Below are 22241 nucleotides of genomic sequence, written 5' to 3' on the forward strand. Positions count from 1 at the left end.
TCAACGTTGGCAACTATAAAATCTTCCGGTGATGAAGGGACTAACCGATTCTACTCCCTTCAAAAGCTTTCCCGAATAATTCAGGAGCCGTGAAGTCAAAATGCACGCGGTGATTAGCATTTTTCTCATTCAAATTCCGCTAATAAGCAATTGATGTATATAAAAACATCGGCTTAACAGAAGTTTTCTTTATGCTGAAAGGATCGTCCAGTGCTGTTTCCCGGCCCCATCCATGCAGGGAATCAAAAACGCCGGTAGAAGTCATATCCATGCCCGGGCAGTCGCTGTTGCCCGGCCCCCAGCTCCATGCCATCCAGCCGATCTGTTGTTTATGCGCGTATTTCATAATAAACCGGTATGGTATGCAGCATTTACACTTTACTTCCATGGGCGCAAACTCGCCGATCACCAGGGGAATATCTTTTTCAATGGATTGATCGATTGCCCGGCTGATCCTTTCTTCTGAAATACCGGAATCCCAGATGTGCCAGGAAAAAAGGAGGTTCTTACCCGGGTCGTTCTTTAAGAGCGACGCTCCATTTTCGAGCAGGTATTGTTCATTCCGCCCCCAATTCGCCGCATCAATCATCAGCGGCACGCGGATGCCAGCGTTCCGCATTTTTTTAACAATGGCAGTGTAGGTTTGTACAAAATCAGCCATGGTAATGGTATTATCACCTGCTTCATTGGCGATATTGATCACGAGGTACCGTTCGTATTTTTTTATAACTTTTACCACATCAGGCTGCAGCCAGAAAGCAAGGCATTCGGGCAGTTTGTCCCATTTACCGGTAGCATCATGCAGTTCAAGCACAGGCAATAAGCCATGCCGGACCGCATTTCCGATCACCGTATCCAATGCCTGCCCGCCACCGCCGAATTTCATCCACATTATCCGTACACAATTTGCCCCGGTTTTGGCAATCTCTTTAAAGGAGCGCTCTCCCGTTTTATCAGTTACAACGTTCATTTTGTTCACGCCGCGCAGTATGATCTTTTCACCATCGGGCGCGTGCAAAAAACGCCCTGTCACATAACAGTGTGTTTTTACCGGCGATTTTTCAAGCCAGCCGTTTACTTTCAGCCAGTTCCTGCATCTTTCCATCCATTTTTCCCCGGTGGGTAATCGCAGGCCAAACCCATGGCCGCCTTCCTGGTAGATATGCAATTCGGCGGGCACCTGGTTTTCCCGCAGCGCTTCGTAGAACTGAACGGAATTTTCCGCTGGCACACCGGTATCATCTGCTGCATGTACCAGGAAAGCAGGGGGCGTTGTTGGGCTTACCTGCAAAACAGGAGAAAAGAGCGCCTGTTGTTCATCCGTTGCATGATTGCCGAGCAGTTTTTTATAGGATCCGGCATGCGCATAAGGAGCTACAAAGCTGGTGACAGGATATATAAGCATCATAAAGTCAGGGCGCAGGCTTAACCCTTGCCGGTTAGCAACATACTGACGGTTGAATTGCGTGCCTGCACATGCTGCCAAATGCCCGCCAGCAGAAAAACCCAGGATGCCGACCTTCCGCGGATCGATGCCCCATTCTACAGCCCGACTGCGCACTAACAGCATTGCCTGTTGCGCATCCTGGATGGGTGATATGGAGGGTTGCCGGGAAATGACTGAATCAGGTAAACGGTATTTGAGTACAAAGGCAGTAACGCCTATTTTGTTAAACTCCCTGGCAACATCCTTTCCTTCGTGACCGGTTGCCAGCACCCAGTATCCGCCGCCCGGGCAGATAATCACAGCAGTGCCGGTAGCAATTCCCTTTGGGGGTTTGTACATCTCAAGCGAAGGGTTTACCACGTTGCTCGTCAGCTCAATACCATTCCTGTTTTCAATTTTTTCCTTCACGTTCTGCTCCAGCTGATCAGGAACGGCCCCTTCGTACAGGGGGATCACCTGCTGCGCGGATAATGACAATGTTAGAAAAAGCGTGCTACTAGACAGTAGCAACCATTTTTTTTTAGTTTCCATATATGTTGTATACATTTTTTGCAGCATCCTGGACAGGAACCGCACGTAGTCCATGAATAAATAAAACCAAATAGTTATAGTACACCTTAGGAATAAAAATTAGTAGCCAGGATTTTGCCCGTCACTCAGCATATTTGGATTGGTCTCCATTTCAGAAACCGGTATCGGCATCAGTACATGCGTGCCTGCTGTGAATGAGAAGTTCGCATAACTGACAGGGAACCCGAAATCCGCTTTTGTCCAATTACCGAGATTGATGTACCCAGCTGCGTGCCAGCGCTGGAGATCATTCCAGCGGATACCATCTTCACCGGCCAGTTCAAGCAAACGTTCGTTCATGATGTCTGCCATGGTAACGGCCGCCAGGGCAGCAGGCTGCGCCGCTTCAGGGCCTGCCACTGATTTGCGGGCGCGGGCGCGAACGTCGTTTATCTCAGCGAGCGCTTCGGCGGGTTTGCCGGTTTGCAGGTACGCTTCCGCTACCAGGAGTTTAATATCAGCTAGCCGTAGTATACGTGTATTGTTGATGGAATTAATGCTGGCAAGGCCTACATACTTTCCCCGTTCGCCATTAATATATTTTGTGAATTTGTAACCTCCGTTGAAAGACCAGGGGTCCGCAGGATTAGCGGCAATTGTTTCGCCTCTGCGCGGGTCCACAGGGCCAAACGACTGGATCAGCTTGAGGCTCGGCCCCATCAAGGTTCCAAGGTTCGTCCAGCTGTCCTCGAAATATTGGTAAAACGCGCCCATACTGCCTGTGCCCTTTCCAAAGTCGTTCATCAGCCAGGGGTTTTCCTGGCTGGATGCGCTGGCCTGGAACTCGAACAAGGATTCGGAATTGTTCTCTTTCCGGTAGTCGAAGTTATCACCGAAATGTGCCACCAGCGCGCGGCCTTTGATGTTTTGATAAGCGGCAAGCGCATCGCCGTAATCCTGCAGGTTCTTGCTGTTAAAACATGCTCTTGTAACATATCCTTTCACCAGCATCCCGTAAGCCGAATTCTTTGTAACGCGCCCGGTTTGCGCTGCCGGCCAGCTATCCGGCAGCAGGGTGGCGGCATCTTTCCAGTCTTTGATCGCCTGGTCCAGCAGTTCCAGGTCTTTGGAGGGTTTAAGGTACAGATCACCTGAGTTGTCCTTGATCCTTACAACAGATACAGGGGCTTTCTTCCACCAGGTCCACAGCTTATAAAAAGCCCATCCGCGCAGGAACAACATTTCACCTTTGTTGAAATCCGCCAGGCCGGCGGTCATATACACCTGCTTGTTTTGTTCAGTGATCTCCAACATGGTGTTGGTGCGGTTCACTATTTCGTAGAGTGTTTTCCAGACGTTGTTCAGGTCCCCATCTCCCCCGTTGAGGCCGCTGAAATTATCCATTACAGTGGGGTTGTTGGACATGAGATCGTCCCCGGGAAGCAGCCACAGGCGGTGCCGGGGGCTGTTTGCGTTGTAGGCATAAAGATCGGTCAGCTTTGCGTAAGCACCACCAATCCCCCGTTGCAGGTGATCTTCGTCCTTGAAATAATCCGCTTCAGGTTCCTGTGTAGGCAGTATGTCCAGCTTTTTATCGCATGCGCAAAACATGCAGATGGCCAGTATATAGGTGAGTTGTTTTCTCATGGTAATAAGCATTAAAATTTACTGTTCAGGCCAATGGAAAAGGTTCTGGGCATAGGTTGAAGATCGTTCTCAGGGTCCAGGCCTTTCCATTTAGTGATTAAAAACAGGTTGGAGGCGGACGCATAGATCCGCAGGTACCGCAAATGCCCGCCGGTTGCTTTATATACAGATGCAGGCAATGTATATCCCAGCTGCAGGTTGCCCATTCGCAGGTATCCTGCATTTTCAACAAAACGGGAAGAAACACGGCCATTGGCATTCGGGTCTCCCACTACTGCCCTGGGCATATCGGAGTTGGGGTTTTGCTGCGACCATGCGTTCAGCACGGAAGTGCTCATGTTGTTCCCACGTGTGCCCGTATTTTCCAGGTTCTGCCGGGCAGTATTCAGTTTTTGTACATCGCCTACGCCCTGGAAGAAAGCAGACAGATCGATGCCTTTATAATTTAGCCCTACGTTGAACCCGTAAAAATACCCGGGTATGGTTTTACCCAGGTAGGTCTGGTCGAAGTTATCCACTGCGCTGTCGCCGCCGGGTGTGTAAAAGCGGTGCCCTTTGGCTGCGTTTGCCGGACCATTAATGTCCCTGAACCAGAGGTCGCCTGCTTTGTGAGGTTGTTGCGCGCTTTTATCATTATATACAGCATCGTATGCGGCTGCGGCTGCGTCATCGCGGAAAATACCCCCTACCTGGTAACCATAAATGTAATTCATGGAATACCCGGTTTCAATGCGGGATGTGCCATTATTCAAGGGTACACCACCATAGGTTGAAAGCACTTCGTTTTTGACCGTCGTAATGTTGGCACCGGCATTAAAACCGAAATCACCGATCTTGCCTTCATATCCAAGACTCAATTCCATGCCGCTGTTCCTCACGCTCGCAATGTTTGCAATGGGCTGGTTTTTGGCCCCGACGCTGGGCGGCAGCGTGGTGGTCTGTAAAATACCCGTGGTTTTTTTGTTGTAATATTCCGCTGTAACGGTCAAGCCCCTCCACAACACAGCATCGACGCCGATATTGGTAGTGGCCGTCTTCTCCCATTGGATGGAAGGATTGGGAAAGGAAAACATAGCGGCACCCAGCATGTAATTGCCCATGCCATTACCACCCGGCATTGAACCGAAAGCATACATGGGATTTTTGTCTACCGTGGAGATATAAGCAAAATTGCGCACTTCCTGGTTACCCAGCTCACCCCAGCCTGCACGAAGTTTCAGGTCCGTAATCCATGCCTGGTCCTTCATGAACGGTTCGGCTGAAATGCGCCATGCTGCTGACATGGCAGGGAACACTCCCCACCTGTTGCCTTTGGCGAACCGGCTGCTGCCGTCGTACCGTACGATCGCATCCAGGTAATATTTCGATTTGTAGTTGTACGCCACACGCCCTAACAAACCTTCCAGCGCCCAGCGGAAATTATCAGTTTGCACCTCAGTATAGGGCCTGTCCGCATCAATCGTCCAAAGATGTGGTTCCAGCGTGGTCATATAATCAGAACTGCCGGACGAATACCCCGCACGGTATTGCTGGTCCATTACATTCGCCAGGAAGTCCAGCTGGTGGCCGTTAAAATTGCGGGAATAGTTCAGGCTGAGTTCTTTTACCAGGTTAAAGTTTTTGGTCACTCTTTCTCCATAAAATCCCAGTGAGGTTCCGCCTCCTTTGTCTTTAGGACTGCCGGCTGTATAATCGTAAAAATTTGAGTTGTAATCCCCGAACTCCATCCTGTTATGCTCATAGGCATCAATGCTGACTGTTCCTTTCAACTTCAGGTTAGGCAGGGGTTCCAGTTCAAGATACACGCTGCCCATATTGCGAAGGGACTTGTATTTCCGGGTATTTAGCGCGATAGAACCAAACGTGTTGATCCGGGTGCCCTCACCGTAGAGTTTATCCTTATTCCAGGAACCGTCAGGATTATACCCCTTTACGACTTGCGCATAGCCATTCAGGAAAGCAGGTCCATCTGCATAGATCGGCTGCCAGGGCGGCGTAAGAGCCCGGTCCATCAGGTCTGAATTGTTGTAATCCTCGCCGGCGATATGGGCTATGCGGTAGTTGATGCCGGTCCTCAGCCATTTGTAGATCTTTGTGTTGATCTTTACAGAACCTGAGTATCTTTCAAAGCCCTGGTTAATCAGCGCGCTTTCCGAATTGTTGTATCCCAGGGAGAAGCTGTAATCGGTATTTTCCGATCCTCCGGAAACACGCACGGAATAATCCTGGTTCGGCGCGTTTTTATTGACAAGGGGTGTTTGCCAATCCTCATCTACCGTGGAATTACCCAGGTAACCCGGACTGGCCGGGTTAAACCATGGGTCCAGTGTAACAGCGGGATTCGCAGCATATGAATTTTTGAAAAAATTAACGTAGTCCTTCGTCCCGAGCACGTCCCAGGTTTTGGCGAAGTTCTGCACGCCGTAACGGGCGCTGAAGTCCACGCTGGGAGCACCGGCCTGCCCTCTTTTAGTAGTGATCAGGATAACGCCGTTGGAAGCGCGTACACCGTAGATGGCTGCGGCGGAAGCGTCTTTGAGCACCGAGATGGAAGCAATGTCGTTAGGATCGAGCATGGCAAAAATATTGATCCCACCACGCACGTCGGCTACCCTTGCATCAATCTGTCCTTCAATACCAGCGCCCAGTTCTGTAATGGGAATACCGTCCACCACATACAACGGGTCTGATACACCCCAGGTATTGACACCCCTTATGCGGATCGTAGGACGCGTCATGGGATTGGCGGCATTGCCGGAAACATGGATGCCCGTCATTCTCCCCTGGATAGCGAACTCAGGGCTCATGGCCACGCTTTGTGCGATCTGTTCTGAGCCGATGCTGCTGATAGAAGTTGTAACATCCTTTTTTTCACGGCTGCCATATCCAATCACTACCACCTGGTTCAGCCCCGTAGAAGCCACGGTCAGTTGGATGTCGATGTTGGTGCGGCCGTTTACCGGTACCTCCTGCTGAATGTAGCCAATATAGGAAATCACCAGGGTGGCATTATCCGGTGCAGTGAGGCTGAAGGCGCCCTGCGGGTCGGTTACAGCGCCTACTTTGCTGCCTTTCAGCTGAACGGTTACGCCTATCAGCGGCAGACCGTTGGCGGCATCTGTCACTTTTCCTTTAACGGTGACCTCCTTCAGAATCTCACCAGCCGGGGCAATCACTACCAGCTTGTTTTGCATGGCTTTGAAAGTAAGCCCGGTGGAAGCGAAAACTTTTTGCAGGATGTCCTTTACCGGCTCATCGCTGGCTGTTACCGATACCTTCTGACGGCCGGTGAACAGGTCGTCTTTATAAAGAAACCGGTAATCGCTCTTTTTCTCAATGGCTCTAAGCACCTCCTTAAGGTCGACTTTATCAAGCCGCAGGCTCAGCCTGGTATCCTGCGAGAATACGTTGGCGGAAACCTGCATGCTCAGCAGGAAGACTAAAGCAAAGGAAAGTTTCATACAGAGTAAAATGTTTAGTTTACCCAAATACAGGTAACCACACGGAATTCGTGGAATTTTTTTCATACATTTAACGTGGTTTATGGTGACAAAATGGCTCCCCCGAATGTTTATCAGGCAGTGAAGGGGAGAATAAAAAACCAGGACCCTGGGCGGGAAATGCAGCAAACATTTCCCGTTCTTTTTTAACAGGATTTAAGTCTTTTTCATAACGTATAGTTTTACTCCTCAATAAATATTTCGTTCTTAACGATCCGGTATTTAAATGAACCGGTGAATTGCAGGGCGCTCAGCGCCTGTTCAAGCGTTTCATCCTCAAAAACGCCTGTGAATCTGTAGTTTTTAACCGTGGTGTCTGCAAAATTGATCTTTACGTTATACCAACGTTCGATTTTGGCTGCAAGGCTATAAAAAGGTTCACTGGTAAAAGCAAGTTTGTTCTCTATCCAGGCGGTTTCCAGCAACAGGCTGTCCGCCCCGCCATTTACCGGAATCATACGGATTGAATCCAAGTGAATAGCGGGGGAAGCGGCTTTCCCCGGCCTGTTCTCAGACAGGGTAATGCGTTGTCCCGGTTTAAGTTGAATGGTCTTTTCTTTTCCCGTTTTCGGTATCACCACTATGGCGCCGGTAATGAGCGCGGCTTCAAACTGCCCGTCTTCCGGATAGGCTTTGATATCAAAACTGGTACCTAACACCTGCACCTTTGCCTGCTGGGTATGCACAATAAAAGGCGCATCGGGCATAGGTTCTACATCAAAAAAAGCCTCGCCCGTCAAATGCACGGCCCTTTCTTCCTTCGTAAAATCGCCCGCGGTATAGGTAAGCCTGCTGCCAGCATTCAACCATACGGCCGATCCGTCAGGCAGGATAATCTTTGTGCGGGAACCATTGCGGGTAGATACTTCACTCAGCTGGGCCGGATCGCCATTCCTGTTTGTGAAAAAAATGGCAAAGACAACCGCCAGCACGATGCAGGCAGCTGCCGTAAGCCATTTAGCTGTGTTAAGACGTGAAATATTAAAATGCGCCTTGTTTGCGCGCTGATTCTCTTTTTTTTCACTGATAGCCTGCCACAGGCGAAGGTATTTGCCATCCAGCTTCCCGCTTTCCTCTTCAGACGCCGCATCCCAATGCTCGGCCATCATGGCATATACCTCACGCAACTCAGGCTGCTGATCCATCAGTTCCTGCAAAGCGGTTAGCTCATGCGGCAATGCTTCACCTGAAAGTTTCCTGGCCATCAGGTTCCATATCTTGTCTTCTTCCATTGAAAAAACGAGTGGTCCTACCTTATAAGACAACAAAAAAAGGGTTCCCCCTTAGAGAGCAGAAAAAAAAATTATTTTTTTTGACCGGGATGCGAGGCAAGGTAATCCCGGATGAATTTTGCGATCCGTTTGATAGCGATTGTCATTTGCGCATCTACTGTATGTTCGGAGATATTCAGAATTTCCGCCACTTCGCGGTATTTCAGTTGATTATCCCGCACCATGGTGTAGATCAGCCGGCATTTAGGAGGCAACAACTGAATAGCCGCCGAAATCCTTTCAGCCATTTCCCGGCCCATCAGCAGCATTTCCGGGTTAAAATCATTGGTATTCAACCCTTCAGGATATTCGTCCACCAGGGAAAGCAGGTCTTTGGATTTACTCGCCAGGAATGTAAGCGATCTTTTCTTTACTGCAGTGAAGAGATACACGGAAATGGAACGGATCTCCGGAAGCCTGGCCCGCTGGTTCCATACGGCAACGAACACGTCCTCCACTATTTCTTCCGCCCCCATCTCATCTTTAATAAGTGTTATAACAAATGATTTCAGCTTTGGGTAAAAATAATCAAACAGGCGTCTATAAGCCCTTTCGTTATGCTGGGCAATAAGGTCTTGAAGATGCGAAAGCTCATCTGGTTGCATACAGGCAATATAAGCATAAGCCCGAAAATAAAAAATAGACGTTAAAATGACAATTATTATAAATGAGATTCCGGGCAGATAAAAGGCCCCTGCTGCTGGCTCATAACTGCCTGCTGCCGATCAGGAGCAACCAACGTTTCAATAGTTGCCCGGAGGCAATCGCCGATCAACGCGGCATCCGCAAGAATGTTTGAATAAATTTCTCAAATTTATTTTCTTCCAAATGGAGACTTCTTCATTAAGGTTTTCAGTGCACTTTTATATGAATCTAAACCACCAAATGCCGGAGCCCTTGAGTCGGAGAAAATTTGTTCGCCATGATCATTGTATACACCGACAGTTACATGTGTATCATAGTTTACGGTTGTATATGAATTAGTGGTGCCGTAAGCGGTTCCTTTCGTTTTATCATCCTTAGTTTTAGAATCATACGATGCTATGCCACTTCCAAATGTTTGCGTTCCCTTGTTCTGAATGGAATATGATCCTATCACAACATATTCTACTCCCAATAATTCTGCCCATTCCTTTGGTGTAAACATCGCCAGATCGCTAGCCTGAAGGTTTTTCTTAGCCAGAATATTATTGGTGGTCATGGGATCCTGGATAGTTTGGAAAGGCGATTGCGCCCTGAGGGCATTGACGCAAGATTCCTGTATTTGTTTACTCATTGCAGGTGTTGCCAATCCCTGCTCATTCGTTTCAATTTCAAATGGAAGAACAGCAACTTTATTCTTTCTCTGTTCAGGTGACGCCAGTTGCGGAGTGTTTGCAGGCTCGGCCCGGGTTGCTGTAGCCGCAGGCTGTTGATCAAATGATTCCGTTCGCCCACTTGCAAATTCTACCCTGCTTATTTCAGATTTTTCTATTTCATATTCCGCAGTTTCCTTGCTATACGTAAATTTAACTGCTGTTGCTGTTACGGTAATAACTTTTCCAGATTTCCTGTCACCGTTTTTCATGACTAACACGTCTTCTTTACTCTGAGCGAACGTCTTTACAGAAATTGACACGAAATAGGCTAGTAAAATTAATACCATCAGCTTAATGACTTTTCTCATGGGTTAAAGGTTTAATTTTTTAACAATTTGTATCGGCTTTGGTTGTGCCATTTATACTTACCCTTGAATTATGAATAGTTTTATCACTATGTATCATATTGCATTGCAAACACTCAATACTATTTATAAATAAGTATAATATATATACAAATAAGACTCTTCTACCCCTTATGGTAATAATTATACCCCGTTCCCGACTACTGATATTAACGGATCATTACTTACTTTGGATTGAAAAATAATGAATATTCAGTTCATGAGATATCTTTCAGATCAGATTGCTGTTACAGCTCATTTAAAGGATCTTCAGAAGGAGAATTTGAAAATCTTGGAAAAATCGGCACCGGAACTTTCCTAAATCGGAATAAAATTTGCTGAACGCCCAGTCGCAAAAGGTTAAGGGCCGGTAGCTACAATGGCGATACGTCATCAGCCTCTATCGTGCACCGGGTTCAATTTCAATTGAGCAAGACAATTCACAGCATACTTCCGGAAATGAAAAGGGCGCCCATAAATATGAGCGCCTTCATTTAGTAGATGGAAATGTAATTTATAAAATTGTAAAAAGTCATGGCTGGAATTTCCAAAGCCGGTTGCTTTTTCCCAGGTAATAAGCCGCATTTTCTGTAGCAGCCCCATACCCGGCTCCGCCGTTATGCGGAATAGGTGAGGGTACATTCGTACCCATGGCATTAAATGCGGCCTGGGGCATTACTGGAAGCGTCGTCCAGGTGTTTGTCGCATCTTCGAATGCATAAACGACCCGTTGCAGGGTGAATGACTGCGTGATGTTGAAAATGCTTCCTCCGCCAATGTAACCTTTACCGCCGATAGCGAATCCAAAACCTCCAATCCGGTAATAATACCTTTCAGGATGCGCTGCAACTGGTGTAAACGTTAGCGCCACAGGATCGAACCGCTGAAAATCAGCCAACCCGGAATTACTGTTCGTATTATTGGCCCCTCCACCCCCGATGATGGCCTTACCATTCAGCACGAAGCAGGTTACCCCTCTGCGCTTCTCTCTCCCTACAGTTCCAATGACAGGAAAAGTAACCGGCAATTTCATCCATGTATTGGTCAATGGGGAATATTTGTAAAAATCATCCAGGAACACGGTTGAAAAAGGGCCGCTTTCACGCAAGCCCATGCCAATGTATCCTATACCATTTATCGCAAAGCCACAGGCATCCAGTCTTTCAGAACCGGCTGGCATATCCGCAATCCTGTGCCATGTATCGGTATCAGGGTTATACTCATAGAAATCCCTGAAATTTGTTCTTGCTGTCACGCTACCTGTGGAGCTATACGAAACAACTCCGCCATTACCTACATAGGCCTTCCCGTTTATAACAAAAACGCTGGCGTTGCTGCGGCCGGCGCCTGGAAAATCTTTTTTCATCTCCCATGTTCCCGCAAGCGTATCATAAGCGTACAGTTTCCTGCTATAGGTCGTAAATTGCGCGGTAAAAGGCGGTACGCTTTCCCCTCCTCCGAAATATACCTTTCCTCCTATTGCAAAAGAAAAACCATAAGCCCTCATGGAATCGGGAAACTCACCAACCTGCCACCACTGCCCCGCAATATACATTAAGCGGCTTTCAGCCGTTATTCCTTTTGACCTTACATGTACCTTTCCACTTCTGTTCAATCCGCCCGGAGCGGCCACCATCAAGAGTTTGTTTGAAACCTGCAGCACTGTGCCCTGAGTCTTGTTGTCCGCGTTGCCGAACCAGACTTCAACATCTTCACTAAAGTTTACCCCGTGGATGACAACGGTATCTCCTTCGTAAAATACTTCCGGCGAAAAATCATTGATAGTTACCCTGCCCATCGTACTATCTACCCCCTCATCCTCTGCCGGAAACACCACTCCTTTGTTGCAGGCGGAAGCCGCTATCATAAATGCGAGCAAACTCAATAAAATTACTTTCATGTCTGATAAATTTATTCTTCTTAAAATGTGTAACGGGCGCCGAACTGGGCCTGGCATCTGCTAGCCATGTAATTGACAGAATAAGGTTTGCCCGGGTCCTGGAAGTAATATACCGGGTAACCTCCTTGCGTATAAGGCTTGTTAGACTCGTTCATACGCGGTATCAGACCTACGCTCGCCGTGCTGTTAAAGGTATTCGGCGAGAAATATTGTACCCCCCAATTCCTGTTCAGCAGTTGCGTCAGGTTCATGATATCGAGCGTGATCGTGATGGTTTTGCGTTCATCAGGTTTACCCAAATAAAAATCCTGTGCAATGCGGAGATCCGCCTGGTAGTTCCACGGTGTTCTGCCGGTGTTCCTCGTAGTATAGTCACCCCTTCTGCTTCTCAGGTATTTATTCCCGTCGATATACCGGTCAAACGATTCTGCTTGTTCCGCCGCAGTGTGAATGCGCCCTTCCCTGTCTGAATAATCACTGAAGAAACGGATAGTTTCGCCTGATTTAGGGATATACGCCAGGCTGGTCTGCTGACCGGTTTGCTGCACTGAATAGTTTACAAAACCATACGTAAACGGCGAACCACTTTGCACTGAGCCAAACAGCTGTAACATGGTGGAGCCGAACCGGTATTTCAACTGGTAACCCGCTGAAAGGATAATGCGGTGGCGTATATCGAAGTTACTCAATGCAAGACCCGGATCGTTCGGGTTCAGCGCCTGGTTCAGCTGCCAGTTGCTCTCAGGACTGTTGCGGATGCCGTTGCTGATATCCTTTGCTTTACCATAGGTATAAGCAGCGCTCCAGTTGAAGCTTTTCTGCATGTCGCTGGAAACCTGGAAAGTGACGGCATAACTATGCCCCTTGCCGGTATTACTCAGCAAATAAATACTGGTAAAACCCGGATCAGTGCCAGCACCCGTAAATATCGGCTGCTTCCGGGTAATGGTATCATAAGCATAATAACCAGGCGAATCTTTCAGATTGATCTGCTGGAAAAGTATGTCCTTTACAACTTTAGTATAAACGGCCTCAATGCTGAACTTATAACCTGCTGGTGAACTATAGTCGATCGCCAGGCTGCTCCTCCATGTTTTCGGCATCTTGAAGTCGTTATCTATCAGATCAGCCTGCGTTTTCCCGGCATCTGGATTGTTGATGATCTGCCCATTCTGCGCGGCAAACCACGCGATGCCCTGGGCATCGGCCCGGAGAGGACTGACACCTGGTACGAATTGTATGTTCTGAGCACGCGCATCATACGATCCAAAAGTTTTCCCATTGTTATAATAAGCATATCCAAGCCATGCGAACGGAATACGCGAAACGAACATGCCCGACCCGCCACGAATTACCAGGCTGCGGTTTCCAAGAACGTCCCAGTTAAATCCTATACGGGGCGAGAACTGTGGCGAACTGAAAAAATCATTCCTGATCTTCGACGCCGGCGTATAGGTATATCCAGCATAAACGGACGTAAGCATGTTGTCCGTAATGGCTTCCTTTACACGGTCAGGCAATACGGGTCTGTCCGGAAGATTCGTATAGTCGATCCTGATACCAGGAGATATACTGATCCTGTCTGAAAGGCGGATCTCATCCCTCACATAAGCAGAAAGCAAATGAACGTTGAAGCGTGCGGAGGGATTCGCCATGAGATAAGGCCGTGAATTATCGAGATAATTGAAATTACCTCTTACCCTCGCCGGTTGTGACTCCAGGAAGGCTTCCACGCCGCTCAGGGCGCTACCCGAGTACCCGCTTTGATAATCTACACGTCCGTTAAAAGAATTGACAAAGTTGTAAGTAATATCATACAGTTCGTTGTGCGTACCGAAGAGGATGGTGTGCTTGCCGCTGTATAGAGTGAGATTGTTGGTCAGTTCCCAGGTGCGCTGCCTGAAATCGAACACGCTGGCCTCCCTGTCAGTACCAAGGAAGATGGTAGTGCCCGGCGTGCGCCCTTCGATCTGTACCTGGGCCATTTCGGGGAGGCTTCCCGGTTCACGGTTGTCGTTTGCACGGGTATAACCGATGACCAGGCTGTTATGAAGGCGGGGGCTGAAGCGGCTTTTCAGCTCGGCTACCGTAGCGCTTTGCTTGTTTTTTTGCATAAAAGCGATGCTGCCAAACCTGAAGTTCAGCTCGTCCCTTTCCAGGTTGGAAGCTTCGGAGAACATAGTGTTGTTGCGAAGCGACAGCTGATGCTTGCTGTTGATGTTCCAGTCCAATCTCACAAAAACCTTCTGGCTAGAAGCATGAATGGTCGTATCGCCAAAAGCGCCCGGATCATAAACAGGGCGGTTGGGATCGTCCGCAGCGTGTACGCCGGGGTTGAGCAGAAAATTCCTGATGCGGATCGCGTCGTCCTTCGTAAGTATCTTGTCGCTTGCGGCCGTTCCCGCGCCATTCTGAACAGGGTCGGTACGCGATCCCGCTTCCATGTTAACGAACGCGAACAGTTTGTTTTTAATGATCGGGAAACCGATCCTTGCGCCAGCCTGGTACTCTTTAAAGGCTTTTGGCATCTCACCGTTGCCGCCATGCTTGTCCTTGCTGACCAGCAGGCTGTTCCTTCCGAAAGCATATACCGATCCTTCCGTAATATTGGACCCGGAACGGGTTACCGCGTTCACGGAAGCACCTGAAAAATTGCCGAGCTTTACATCATACGGAGCTACATATACCTGTACATCCTGGATAGCATCCAGCGATATTACATTGCTTCTCGTAGAAGAACCGGGCATACCCGAAGTGCCCGTCACGCCGCCGGCGGAAGGCGAAAAGCCGATCGCATCATTGTTTACGGCGCCGTCGATGGTAACGTTATTGTACCTGAAACTGGAACCGGCGAAAGAATTATCCTTCGTAGCCTGCGGGCTTAAACGTGTAATGTCTTGCAATGAGCGGGAAACGGTTGGTTGTGCGTTGAGCCTGGAATTATTGATATTTGTACCAGCCCCGAACCGGTTGGCAGGTTGATTTCGTTTAGCTGATACTGTTACCGATTTCAGGTCACTTACTTTCTCTGCCAGGTGTACGGGCACTTCCACAGGAACACCCAGTTTTATCACCAACTGCTGTACGACGGCTTCTTCGTAACCCATGCTGCGGGCCGTTAACACGTAAGGCCCTCCTACCCTGAGCCCGGCGAAGACAAACCGGCCGAACTTGTCGGTTACCGTTTTGTAGGAAGTGCCGGTAGGCATATGTATCATTATCACAGCCGCGCCGGCCTGAATCTCCTGTTTGTTCCCGGCCGTAACAATACCTCTTGCCTCACCGCTTGTTTCCTGCGCCAGAACGGCCGCGGGAGCGGCAAACAGCAGCATAAAGGCAAACAGGACGGTGAGTGTGTCTTTTATTCTTGTTGACATAAGTATAAATGTTATCGTATAATTTCCTGCGTGATGCAGGCTTTCACATTAGGAATGTTACCCGTGGCCTTTACGAAACTATTCCAGCTGGTATAAGCCGTATTGAGATCAAGTGTATTAAGGACAGGAACGGTGGTGTACCTTCCGCCTTCATACAATACAGGCTCAAGGTTCAGGTATAGCGTAGGGCTGATGACACCTGCGGGTAAACCTGTGGATGCCATAGAAGGTGTGCTCCCTTTCGCATAAAAAGAAATTTCATGACGGCTCCAGATAAGGTTGACTGCGATGTTCAAAGGAAGCACCGGAGTACCGTCGATCAGAATCGTTTTGGGATAGATCAGATCGATCCCGTTCGGCGCCAGCAAAGAATCGTAGGGAATTCTTTCCAGTTCGTAAAAAGGCGCGTTGACCGCATCGCTGAGAAACCTTCCGCTTACGGTGCCGAGTTTTTTGAAATCCGTGTAACTGCTTGGCCGCTGACTGCCAGACCTTATTGGTTTCCATTTTCCCTGTAATGTATCATATGTCATGCTGGACGCAGTGAACCACGCAATGCGGTGGTACACGTCGAATTCATCCGGCAGGAAAGACGTACTGTTGGTATTGTTGAATACCCTGAGGTACAGCTTCCCGGCCTGAAGCGCCTGGCCCGCATAATTTTCCTTTCTTACCAACAGATGGTATTTTTCCGGTGGAACGCTCCCGCCATCGAAACTTTGAAACCTGCTGCCGATTTCCTGTACATCAAACATCCGGTTATTGACAAGTTTCATGGTGTAAGACTCAGAAGATTTTAATTCCACCACGGTGTCGAGTGCAACAATAGTGTTCATGCGGGTACCTTTGAGCGGCAGGCTTTTTTGCGCCTGCGAAAGCCTGAAGAAAGGTATACGCGTTACGAGGTAATCTATCGGTTGATAATCCTCATTGTATAAAGTACGGTACACACATACTATGCGATGTTTTCCGGCCGGCACGCGTGCCCAGCGGGCAAGGTCCACGCCTCCTTGCACAGGTGCGCGCTCAAGTCCCAGCACCCCGGGCCAGTCTACCTGTATATTCCTCTCCTGGTCCCCTACTTTATCGGGCTGGTAAGGATAAAAATTTTGTTGTATGCCAATAAAGTCGCCGGTCATTTTCGCGGCAACGGGTAGTCCCTGGTCATCCATCTCCGGATCGATAAAAAAGCTTACCAATGGCCCGGGCCGCATTTGTGCAGGTGTGGCAGGAAAAAAGCCCGTCGGGGGATCGCTGCCGTAAAATGCGCTGATGGTTTTATTCTTAACGGCAGGCGGAAAGTACCTGTCATTAGGTTCTTCATCAGGCATATTAGGGTAATAGGAAATTCCATTGAAAAACCTTACATATGCCGCGCCCTCCATGGGCCGGGCCCGCTCCTTGCTGCATCCTCCTGCTGTTACCAGCAGGATCGCGGCAATCAGTATCCTAACGATATTATTTTTCATCTTGTTTATTTTATGTGATTGATGATGATCAGCCTTGGTTGTGCCGGATCAGGCGCTGTTGCCGTGCTTCTTCCGATCACCGCGATGGTGAATACGCCATGGTCGGTATATTCATTGGTCAGGCTCACAGGCGGATAGGCCAATGCGGCCGCATTTACGCCGAAGTAATTCCGGTTTTGCGTCTTCGCCATCAATGCTATACCGTTTTTGCTCAGGCCCGGTGTATTGCGGATGCTGTCGCGGTCTACTACGCGATATGCAGAAAGATCCACGGTATTGGTCTTGGCAGGGAAAAAATTAGCGCATTTTCCCAGGGGACGGCCTTGCTGAAGTATAATATTATTGCCTGTCTTATCAGGGACGATTGTTGTACACCAGCTGACGGCATTCCGTACGAACGCCGCTTCCTTTACGTCGGCCACCATGTTCAGGAACGTAACATCGGTCGCCCAGTAGTCCATATAACTTCCCGTCTGCGTGAAAACATTAGCAAGCGTGCGCGTAAAGGACATATCATTGTAGACCGGCGCTGAAGTAACCCTTCCGTCGATATCCTCGTAAATCCATACGCTGACATTATCGCCCTTGTGCGTTTCAAAACGCCCTTCATGAATCACACGGCCTCCGTCATCTTTTACCTGCACCTCATGCCATCCATTCTGAATGATCTTATAACTGTCCGCGCCGGAATCTATGCCATAGGCAAGATTTTGAAACGGCATTCCGTCCACGATTGCAGCAAGCGTCCCTTTCCCGGGAAGGGCATGAATGACCTGCACCCGGCTGTAGTCCAGGTTCTGGGGCTTGATATCCTGCACCAGCTCATAACAGTTCGTATAATACGGCGAGGCGGCAGGTGTTGACGGTGCAGGCGGCGTGATCTGGCGGGGGCTTATCACGATAGTGTAAACTCCCCCGGCAAGGTATGTTTTGATGCGCGCTATGGGCATGGACTGGATGAACGTAACCCCTTTGAAACGAGTGCTCATATTAGGTATGCTGCCTCCGTACGGGTTCGTATAACCGTTTACAGCGCGTGGCGCGCCTATATCCCAGGATAATTCCCCCTTAGGTTCAAAAAACTTTTCAGACAAAAATTCGCCTTGCGTATTCCGGATGCGGAAATAATAGGTTCCATAAGGCAACTCCGTATATGCGCCGGCATTACCCGGTAAAATATTGCTGGTAGCGCCGCTCACCGGCGTACCATCTCCATAGGTGAGCGTAACGCCTCCATTGCCTGTAAGATTGGAACCTGTGGACATGCTTCCCAGGTTTATGATCCGTATTTTAAACCGCGACGGATCTGCGGCAGGCAATACATCCCTGGGAAATACGCGTACATTCATGCCGAAAGGTTTGCCATCGGACACTTTAGAGTATCCGGGAACAAGAAACCCTTTTTCAAAACCGGAACAGTTCTTGCAATCAGTCCGGCCCAGGTAAAAAAATACGTCCTGGGCAGCCGAACCGTTTTTATGCAGTACCGTGGTAATGGTGTCGTGTACCATTTCCGCACCCAGCCTGGCGCGAAACGTATTTACACTCACGCTTACGCTGTCCCCGCGAAGCAAAGAATCAGGCACCATTACAGGATTGCCGCCCTGGAGGGACGGATGGAAAGTGCCGGCGGATTTCCTCCAGATACCATCCGAGATAAAGTAAGGCGTAGGAGGAAAATTCGGCGGACCTTCAGCGGCATCAAAAAACTGGCTCATAATGCCTGAAGTAAGCACGCGGCCATTCATCGTAATTTCCGCGTCATAAGCAAAATTCAACAACCGTAAAGGCGATGCGGAATTAGGCGCCAGCGGCGATGGTTGGATCTGCGGAGGCAACGGCGCTTCTTTTTTACATGCCGCCATCGCCAGCATGAATAACAACAAAGCGCAGGTATTGCGTAATTTTAATCTCATAAACGTTAGGTTAAAAAATATCATAAGTAAGACCGATCATTATTTCAGTACCCCGGTAATATGCTCTTCTTACATATTCCTTCCCGAAATACAGACCCTTGTTGCCATAGTTGGTATATACCTCTTTGTATGGAGGATTCAGCAGATTTTTGGCAAATCCTTTCACCGCCCACTTTTTAAGTATCCGCTGGCGGAATACGAAGTCCAGTACAGGCACCGGTCTGTCATATATGTCCGGTTCACCGGTAAGCACGATCTGCAGCAGCCGTTCTCCCATCTGGTTAAAGCTGGCGGTAAGACTGGTGCCTGTTTTCGGGTTCTCGTAATCCAGGCTCACATTCAGGGAATATGCAGGCTGGTATTGCAGCGGGGACTTCTCGGGAGCGTAGTTGTCTATCAGGCGCGACTTTGCAAGCCTGTCCTTATTACGTTTGATGTAACTATCCGCCAGGATGAGATTGGTATTGAAAAAGAAATGCCGGAACGCATATCCCATAAATTTCAGGTTTTTCCTTGCTTCCAGCTCAATGCCCCTGATATGACCGCGTTCACGGTCGTTATAAAACTTAACCTGGCTGAAATCGTACCCGTTTGCGGTAGTGCCGGCGGAATCGTTGCTGTATACGCGCGTCAGCTGACCATCAATGAGCTTGTTGTATACGGACACGGCGAATACTTCCCCGGGAGCCGTAAACCATTCAGCACGCAGGTCGAAACTTTGAGAATACTGGTTTTGCAGGTCAGGGTTACCGGTCACGATAGCAAACTGGAAAGGATCATACTGAGTGATGGGGATCATCTCCCGCAGTTCGGGTCTTGCAAGCGTTGTGTTGTAAGACGCCCTTACGTTCAGGTTTTCTTTGGGCTGATAAATCAGGTTCACGGAATAGTAAGGCTGGAACCCGACACTGTAATTGATCGCCGGATCGAATGTCGGGTTGTAAACTACCGGTGTGGCGGTACTGCTGCGGTCTGTGGCCGTAAGCATGATGATGTTGCTGGTATCGAGCAAAGCTTTCACCTGTGTTTTTTCAAACCTTACGCCACCCGCCAATCGGAGATTGTTCCTCAACTGGAGGTCCCCCATCGCGTAAGCAGCTTCCGCAAGGGAGTGGCCTTTATAATTATTGATCGACTTCGCCACTTCATAGATAAATCCTGAAGGATATGCCTGTCCTTCATTCAGCTGGCTTTCGCCGTTCATCAAAGCGACTTTGTCATATGCGATCATTTTATCGAGGTCGCCACTTACAGCCGACAAAGCCGCGCTGGACGGGATCGTTTGCAGATATTCCCGGTAATCACGCTCTTTCCTCAAAAAGTAATACCCTGTTTTGAAAAGATGTTTGCGGTTGGCAACGATAAATGGAACAGTAAGATCCGCCTGGTAATTCTGATTATGCTCGTCCAGCAGCCTGTAAGCCCTGTTGTTCGGGTCGTACAATGCGCCGCCCGCTAATACGGAAGCACGCGTGCCCGTCAGGAACGACCAGAAATCGGCGCCTGGCGCTTTATTCACATAATTGTATTTATTGCTGTCGATCACCACGCTGGTAAACCGGTAGTCAGGATTATTCTGTTTGCCGTTGCTGAAACTGACGTTCCATTCAAACACAATAGGATTGACACTGCGGCTGACTTTATGTTTTCCCCGGCCCTGGTACGTATTCATCATACGTTCTTCCTGCCGGAGGCTGTATACCTGGTTAAGAATGGGATATTGCTGCGCCGAAGCCGGGAAAGAACCGGTGAGTGAAGTGCCCTGCCCTTCCGCGGCTTTGTTCCCGATAAAGTTAAGACTGATATCATGCCCTTTCGCGGGCCTGTAGGACAAGCCCAGCAAACCACCAAAATTCAGGCTTTCAATCCCGGTATTTTCCGTTTGTACCAGCTGGTCGTTCAGGGTTACATTATTCGCGGTATTGGAACCTGGAATAAAAAGAGGGTAACGGTAACCCACTCCCTGGTAAATGCTCCAGCTTGCAAGCCGTGCGTTCTGCTTGGCTTCCGTGCGGTAATAATAGTTCGCTCCCGCAACAATACCGAATACCTGTTTGCCCCATTTGTAATTATTCCCGAAACTGAAGGAATATTGCTGGTTCGGTTTGGATTTTTTATACTGCGTGGTAAGTACCGGGTCGAAGCTTTTCATGATCCTGTCAATCCTTCGTGCCTCCATACGGCCTTCGGGCGTAAGACGGGCGGAATAAAGAAATTGCTGGATCCTGCGGCTGGTGGTATAAGTGTTGAACGCGTTGGCCGGATCTATTGACGCGGGGTATTCATCTGAAAGGCGTAGAAATTCAGGGCTGAGATTTTTCTTTTTTACATTTTGACCCCATTGTCCTAATTCACTATTGTAAAAAGAATTAAGGTCTCCACCCAATCCTACGGTTGTGTTTGTCCCTACCTGCACGCTGAAGGTCAGGCTAAGGCTGTCTGGTATGGATTTCGTCCGCAATTCCACAATGCCCGCGGCCGCATCGGCAGGTTTGTCGGGTGTCACGGATTTCAGGACTGCGATATTCTCAAGCAAACCCGCCGGTACAAGATCAAGCGGCACGCTGTTGTTGTCAGCATTTGCATTCGTTAGGCGCGCACCGTTCAGCTGCCCGACCACATTCCTGTCTCCCATGCCGCGAATGGATACATACTTATCATTTGTAACCGTTACGCCGGAAACCCTTTGAAGCGCCTGCGTAGTGGTCAGGCTGGCAGTTTTCTCGATGTTCCTCGCGGAAATGATATCCGAGATCATAGCGGAATTTTTACGCTCGTTCAGCACAGCTGCTTCGTTGTTGTATTTCCGGCGGGCTTCCACGGAAACTTCACCCAGCAATTTCCTGTCCTGTGTAAGTTGGATCTCAACATCACCCTTTCCCGCCTGGACCTTCACCGTTTTTTTTACATAGCCTATATATGTAAGCAACAAAACGGCCTGCTTATCCTTCAGGCGAAGCACGAAAATGCCGGAAGCATCCGTTATGGCATTCTGCTGGGCGCCCTGGACGATGACCGTTACGCCGATAAGCGGTTCTTTTGTTTGCATGTCCAGCACGCGCCCTTTCAGGATGAAGCTGACCGCTGCCTGTTGCTGAGTACCCGGGGCAACAGCGACATTGTTTCCCACGATATGATAGCGGATGCCGGTTTTTGCGGCGATCTCGGCCATTGATTGGTCCACAGGTTTGCTCTGCCAATTGATCTTTTTTACCGTAATTCCACGCAGACCGGCCTGATCGAAACTAAAGTTCCGACCGGTCTGTTCTTTGATTTTCCCGATAAGTTCTAAAAGACTTATTTCCTCCGTTTGCAGCGTTATATTTTCAGCCGCTTTCCGTTGTGCCAGCAGATACGACGGCTGCAACAAAATGAGCGCCAGCAAAGGCATGCAAAAGGAATTCCGCAGCGGCCTCAGCCACCGGATAAATCCTGTTGTGAACATCATTGATAATAATTTAAGTGTGAGTGTTTTTGCAGGCGGAACATTCGTTCCGCCCTG

Annotated in this window: 11 protein-coding genes; all 11 read right to left on the minus strand. The window is 48.9% G+C overall.

Translation table 11 applies throughout. From position 1 onward, the window contains the following. Positions 1–139: 139 nt before the first annotated feature. A complete protein-coding gene (locus EG028_RS01725; protein WP_123864503.1) occupies positions 140–1978 on the minus strand; it encodes a cellulase family glycosylhydrolase in 1839 nt (612 codons plus the stop codon). A 99-nt stretch (positions 1979–2077) separates the two neighbouring features. After that, positions 2078–3604, minus strand: coding sequence for a RagB/SusD family nutrient uptake outer membrane protein (locus EG028_RS01730; protein ID WP_162946201.1), 1527 nt, complete (start codon positions 3602–3604; stop codon positions 2078–2080). 11 nt (positions 3605–3615) lie between these two features. After that, positions 3616–7065 (minus strand): TonB-dependent receptor, encoded by a 3450-nt coding sequence (locus EG028_RS01735; protein ID WP_162946202.1) that lies wholly within the window; start codon positions 7063–7065, stop codon positions 3616–3618. A 221-nt stretch (positions 7066–7286) separates the two neighbouring features. Further along, entirely contained in the window at positions 7287–8336 is a 1050-nt protein-coding gene (locus tag EG028_RS01740; protein WP_120514312.1) for a FecR family protein, read from the minus strand. A 71-nt stretch (positions 8337–8407) separates the two neighbouring features. Continuing rightward, on the minus strand, positions 8408–8980 hold the full coding sequence (locus EG028_RS01745; RefSeq protein ID WP_120514313.1) for an RNA polymerase sigma-70 factor: 573 nt from the start codon (positions 8978–8980) through the stop codon (positions 8408–8410). Positions 8981–9189: 209 nt separating this feature from the next. Next, positions 9190–10041 (minus strand): hypothetical protein, encoded by an 852-nt coding sequence (locus EG028_RS01750; protein WP_120514314.1) that lies wholly within the window; start codon positions 10039–10041, stop codon positions 9190–9192. A 568-nt stretch (positions 10042–10609) separates the two neighbouring features. Continuing rightward, positions 10610–11977 (minus strand): Kelch repeat-containing protein, encoded by a 1368-nt coding sequence (locus EG028_RS01755; protein WP_162946203.1) that lies wholly within the window; start codon positions 11975–11977, stop codon positions 10610–10612. A 20-nt stretch (positions 11978–11997) separates the two neighbouring features. After that, on the minus strand, positions 11998–15354 hold the full coding sequence (locus EG028_RS01760; protein ID WP_120514316.1) for a TonB-dependent receptor: 3357 nt from the start codon (positions 15352–15354) through the stop codon (positions 11998–12000). 11 nt (positions 15355–15365) lie between these two features. Continuing rightward, entirely contained in the window at positions 15366–16823 is a 1458-nt protein-coding gene (locus tag EG028_RS01765) for a hypothetical protein (RefSeq protein WP_120514317.1), read from the minus strand. Positions 16824–16828: 5 nt separating this feature from the next. After that, a complete protein-coding gene (locus EG028_RS01770) occupies positions 16829–18739 on the minus strand; it encodes a hypothetical protein (protein WP_123864504.1) in 1911 nt (636 codons plus the stop codon). Between the two features lie 10 nt (positions 18740–18749). Then, positions 18750–22187 (minus strand): TonB-dependent receptor domain-containing protein, encoded by a 3438-nt coding sequence (locus EG028_RS01775; protein WP_120514319.1) that lies wholly within the window; start codon positions 22185–22187, stop codon positions 18750–18752. Positions 22188–22241 lie beyond the last annotated feature (54 nt).

It is taken from the genome of Chitinophaga barathri, from assembly GCF_003807585.1.
GTDB lineage: Bacteria > Bacteroidota > Bacteroidia > Chitinophagales > Chitinophagaceae > Chitinophaga > Chitinophaga barathri.